Source organism: Mesorhizobium sp. M7A.F.Ca.CA.002.05.1.1 (assembly GCF_003998335.1).
Taxonomy (GTDB): Bacteria; Pseudomonadota; Alphaproteobacteria; order Rhizobiales; family Rhizobiaceae; genus Mesorhizobium.
The window spans coordinates 1-3538 of sequence record NZ_RZQI01000633.1 but is presented as its reverse complement, the minus strand read 5'-3'; the positions used below and the strand labels follow the sequence as shown (position 1 = coordinate 3538).

The 3538-nt window shown below is 63.3% G+C and carries 4 protein-coding genes and 1 pseudogene; 2 read left to right on the top strand and 3 right to left on the bottom strand.

Features of this window, described 5'->3' with window-relative positions; translation table 11 throughout:
• A pseudogene (locus tag EN939_RS25530) lies at positions 1-361 on the top strand (glutathione S-transferase family protein); the annotation flags it as partial.
• Positions 362-462: 101 nt separating this feature from the next.
• Here the strand turns inward: EN939_RS25530 and EN939_RS25525 are convergent.
• The 3 genes from EN939_RS25525 to EN939_RS25510 form a co-directional block, all read right to left on the bottom strand.
• Positions 463-1464, bottom strand: coding sequence for an aldo/keto reductase (locus EN939_RS25525; protein ID WP_127270568.1), 1002 nt, complete (start codon positions 1462-1464; stop codon positions 463-465).
• Between the two features lie 129 nt (positions 1465-1593).
• Positions 1594-1782, bottom strand: coding sequence for a hypothetical protein (locus EN939_RS25520; RefSeq protein ID WP_127270567.1), 189 nt, complete (start codon positions 1780-1782; stop codon positions 1594-1596).
• 424 nt (positions 1783-2206) lie between these two features.
• Positions 2207-3091: a LysR family transcriptional regulator gene (locus EN939_RS25510; RefSeq protein ID WP_127270566.1), complete on the bottom strand. Its 885-nt coding sequence runs from the start codon at positions 3089-3091 to the stop codon at positions 2207-2209.
• Positions 3092-3194: 103 nt separating this feature from the next.
• On the opposite strand from EN939_RS25510, the gene EN939_RS25505 reads away from it, so the two are divergent.
• Positions 3195-3538: SDR family oxidoreductase (locus tag EN939_RS25505; RefSeq protein ID WP_127270565.1), on the top strand; the 344-nt coding region annotated here is incomplete at its 3' end.

Below are 3538 nucleotides of genomic sequence, written 5' to 3'. Positions count from 1 at the left end.
TGCGATCACGTGGATGTTTGCCGCACTTAACACAGTCGAGCCGCCGATCCTCGAATTAACGACGGCAAAGATATTCGAAGCTGACAAGCCCTGGAGCGAGGAGCGTTTGCCATTGGTGAAGGATCGTGTTCGCGCCTGTCTCGACAGGCTCTCGGCTCGTCTGGACGCCGCCGAGTGGCTCGACGATGCATTCAGCGCGGGCGATCTGTTGATGGTATCGGTGCTGCTGCGACTAAGAATGTCGGGCATTTTGGACGAATATCAAAACCTTGCTGCATATGTAGCGCGCGGTGAAGCTCGGCCTGCTTACATCAGGGCTTTCGCCGCGCAATTTGCGATCAACGCTCCACCGGCCAGCTGAAACATTGGCTGATAAAGCCGAGCCGACAGCCGATTTGACATCAGCTGCCGCCGAAGAGTTGAGCGAGAGCATTGCCCTCAGAGCGAGACGGGCGGCGCCCCCTACCGGTCGACCATCGCCATGCCCCGCTCGGTGTAGCGCGGGCCGGAGATTTTCCCCGGCGCAAGCGCTTCGTCGAGCGCGGCCATCTCGGCGGCATCGAGTTTGATCGCGGCGGCGGCGACGTTCTCTCCCAAGTATTTTGTGCGCTTGGTGCCGGGGATCGGCACGATGTCGATGCCAAAGCCGTCGCCCTTCGCCAGCAGCCATGCCAGCGCGACCTGGCCGGGCTTGACGCCGCGGGCAGCGGCGATGTCGCTCACCTTGGCGGCCGCCTCGACATTGGCGCCGTAGTTTTCGCCCTGGTAGCGCGGGTCGTTGCGGCGATAATCGCCGTCGGGATAGTCTTCCGCGCGCTTGACCTGGCCGGTGAGAAAACCTCGGCCGAGCGGCGAGAACGGCACCAGGCCGATGCCGAGTTCGCCAAGCAGCGGGATGATCTCCGGCTCCAGATTGCGCTCCCACAGCGAATACTCGCTCTGCACCGCTGACACCGGGTGCGCGGCATGCGCCCGGCGGATGTTGGCCGCGCCGGCCTCCGACAGGCCGAAGAAGCGCACCTTGCCTTGCGCGACGAGTTCGCCGACGGCGCCCGCGACATCCTCCATCGGCACCGCCGGGTCGACGCGGTGCTGGTAGAGCAGGTCGATATGGTCGGTTCCGAGGCGGCCGAGCGAGGCTTCCACGACCTCACGAATATGCTCGGGCCGGCTGTCGGTTCCAGCCTGCTTGCCGTTTTCGATGCGGAAGCCGAATTTGGTGGCGATCGTCACCTGGCCGCGCTTGCCCTTCAACGCCCGGCCGAGCAATGCCTCGTTGGTATACGGGCCATAGACCTCGGCGGTGTCGAGGAAGGTGCAGCCGAGTTCGATGGCGCGGTGCAGCGTGGCGATGGATTCGGCCTCGTCGGCCGGGCCGTAGGACTGGCTCATGCCCATGCAGCCGAGGCCGATGGCCGAGACCTGCAGCCCCTGGCTGCCGAGCTTGCGTGTTTTCAGGGTCATGGCAGGCGTTCTCCGGGAAGGTCCAGGAATTATAGCAGCCGATCGCTCAATTCCCACAGGGTGTTCGGCCGCATGTCGATGGCTTGAAGACGACGCGGCCGCCCCATGGCTGCTCACCATGCGGCGGCGCTATTCTTCGACGGCCAGGATCACTCCGGCAATCGCGGCGCCGACAAAAGCGCCCACGGATGCGCCGACAAGGAGATCGGCTGTGATATGGTTGCCGACCACTTCGCCGACACCGCCTCCAACCAATGTGCCGGCAATTATACCGATGAAAAGGCGGAGAAGTGGATCCGTAGTCAGGCGATTCAGCATCATGATGGCCTTTGCAGCTCGCTCACATGTTGGAGGCGACATCGCGGGTGGACGGAGGCTTGGGCCTATGAGCGGCACGCTGGTTTGACGCCTGCGGCGCAACGCTGGGCGTGGCTTTGGCATTCCCAGCGGTGTTGGACGCTTGCGCCTTGCGGCGCCTGAGCCAGTTGGATGACAGTTCGGCAAGGAGACTGCGCAGAGCCTTCACCACGTCCTCCTGAGTGCGGCGAGGCCAAAACCTCTATGCACCCAGTTTGTTCCACACCGAAAACAATCGTTCGCGAAACGGCGCCTGCCGGCGCGATCGGCCTGTTTGCCGGGTTCTGTCGAGGAGTGGATCGGAGGTCGCGGCATGTTCTGCCAAGCAGGCTGGCAGGTGACGTGACGCTGCCCAGGCTCCCAGTGCGCTGAAAGCGGCCGGGCATCACCTGCCGATATAGGCGGCCAGTTCGTCCGGCGTCCCGTTCGGGAAGGCCTGTTTCAGAAAGTCCAGGAAAGCCGACACGCGCGGGCTGAGCAGCCGCCGGGACGGGTAGAGCGTCCACAGAGCGATCTCAGGGCCGTCAATGTCTCCCCAATTCACCAGTGTGCCGTCAGCCAAATCGTGGGCCACCAACGAAATGGGAAGACGTGCTGCCCCGACCCCCGCTCGCACCGCATCGCGCACCATAATGAGCGTTCCCAAAGCGAGGACCGGCTCGATTTTTATCGCCGACCGGCCAGCCTCTGTCTTCACGTGCCATATTTGCCGTTCGCCTGTCCCGCGCGCAACGCCAGGGGCCGGACCACCGGTGCGAGGAAGGTCAGGGCTCGCCACGACGACCAGCCGGTCGCGGAGAAACGCCCGTCCGACCAGGCTTTCGTCGGGATCCGGGTTGACCCGGATTACCAGGTCGTAGCCTTCCTCGATCATGTCCACAGCCCGGTCCTCCGTCGTGACCTCCAGCCTCACCTCCGGAAATTTGAGGGCAAATCCCGCGGCGATCCTCCCCATCGCGGTCTGAGAAAAAAGCAGGGGCGCGCTGATACGCAATCTGCCCTTGGGTCTTTGACCGCCCGAGGCGATCGCCGCGGCCGTCTCGTCCAGTTCGGCAAGCAACGCCCCCGTCCGCTCGAAAAGCGCCCGTCCTTCCTCGGTGAGCTTCAGGTTACGCGCACCCCGTTCAAACAGGCGCAGGTCAAGGCTGCTCTCCAAGTCTCCAACCCGCCGGGACAGCGTTGCCTTGGGCCGGCCGGTGGCCCTTGCCGCTTTGCCGAAACCGCCATGGCGGGCAACGAGGTTGAAATCGGTCAGGGCCAGAAGATCCATGAGTGTTCCACCAGTGAGACGGTACGTCTAAAATTTTCGCCTATTTGAATGTTTGTGAGCCACACATATTGGGCCTGTCAAGCAACCCAACAGGAGAAATTCCATGACCATCCTCGTTACCGGCGCCACAGGCAATGTTGGCCGCCAAGTCGTCGAGCACCTCGTCAAGCGCGGCGCCGACGTCCGTGCTCTCGTCCGCGACCCGTCGAAAGCCAGCTTCCCGGCGGGCGTATCGGTCGCGCAAGGCGACTTCCTCGATGTCGATTCGCTGCGCAAAGCCATGTCCGGTGTTTCCACCCTGTTCCTCTTGAACGCGGTGGTGCCGGACGAATTCACCCAGGCTTTGGTCGCCTTGAACGTCGCCCGATCGGCGGGCATCGAGCGGATTGTCTTTCTCTCGGTGATCCAAGCCCACGCCTATGTGAACGTGCCCCATTTTGCCGGCAA

Coding starts and splice junctions, on each gene's coding strand:
- EN939_RS25525 (WP_127270568.1), bottom strand. CDS start 1,464: ATGACCCTGAAAACACGCAAGCTCGGCAGCCAGGGGCTGCAGGTCTCG.
- EN939_RS25520 (WP_127270567.1), bottom strand. CDS start 1,782: ATGCTGAATCGCCTGACTACGGATCCACTTCTCCGCCTTTTCATCGGT.
- EN939_RS25510 (WP_127270566.1), bottom strand. CDS start 3,091: ATGGATCTTCTGGCCCTGACCGATTTCAACCTCGTTGCCCGCCATGGC.